Below are 1,054 nucleotides of genomic sequence, written 5' to 3'. Positions count from 1 at the left end.
TGAGGCTGAGCTTCTGGCAGGTTAAAATGGGGAGAAATTTCTCATTTTAACTTGTACTAAATCTTGACATAGGACCACTTTATAAGGTCTTGGAAGAAAATGATTTTTTGAAAAGCTGTTACAAGGAAATAAAAGGTATTGACTCAGTATATTTACATGTCAATTCTGCGTGTAATTTACATTGTCTTGGATGCTATTCTTATGTAGAAAATCGGAATACAAGAAATGAATTAAGTTTTGATGAATGGAAATGTGTCATTGATGATTTATCATTACTTGGAGTGAAAAATATTGTAATTTCAGGTGGAGAACCATTTCTGAGAAAAGACTTACGAGAAATTTGTAAATATATTAAAGAAACAGTAAATGGAAGCTTAGAAGTTATATCAAATGGAACGATGAACATCTCTGATTATGAAGTGGTTTTGCCGTATATTGATGCACTTAACATATCAATTGATGGATATGATGACAAAACATCATTTATAAGAGATAAAGGTATTATGAAACGTGTGTTAGATACGGTAGAAAGACTAAAAGAAAAGATACCGATTAAATTGATTGTAACATTACATAAGAAGAATGTTCCATTCATGAAAGAATATGAAAATTTAGCAAAAAAATTGGGTGTATTTATGAGTTTCAGTATATTTACAGTGGATTTTAGCGAAAAGATTTTTGAAGATTATAAATTCAGCGAGGATGATTTTGTTATTGTCGGTGATAACATTACAGAGTCAGAAAATGGAACTACAATTTTAGATACACCTACAGATGTGGTTGGCATTACATATCGGGAAGGTTGTGGCTTTGGAAAGAAAACGATTAGTATAGCATATAACGGAGACATTTATCCGTGCCATATGCTACATTGCCAAGAATGTAAAATGGGAAATATAAAACATGGCAGGTTAAAGGATATTATTGATGAGTCTGATTTTGAAGGAAATAATATATTATTAGATGATATAGAAGAGTTGGTCCTATGTCAAGATTTAGTACAAGTTAAAATGAGAAATTTCTCCCCATTTTAACCTGCCAGAAGCTCAGCCTC

The 1,054-nt window shown here is 31.4% G+C and carries 1 protein-coding gene; it reads left to right on the top strand.

Annotation, left to right across the window (positions count from 1 at the left end; genetic code table 11):
• The first annotated feature begins 89 nt into the window (after window positions 1-89).
• Window positions 90-1,034 carry a radical SAM/SPASM domain-containing protein gene (locus tag WMO25_RS18295; protein WP_349086678.1) on the top strand — a complete coding sequence of 315 codons (945 nt, stop codon included), beginning with the start codon at window positions 90-92 and terminating at the stop codon, window positions 1,032-1,034.
• Window positions 1,035-1,054 lie beyond the last annotated feature (20 nt).

Origin of the sequence: Coprococcus intestinihominis, from assembly GCF_040096555.1 — a bacterium.
Lineage (GTDB): Bacteria > Bacillota > Clostridia > Lachnospirales > Lachnospiraceae > Coprococcus_A > Coprococcus_A intestinihominis.
This window is presented reverse-complemented; position numbering and strand designations above follow the sequence as displayed.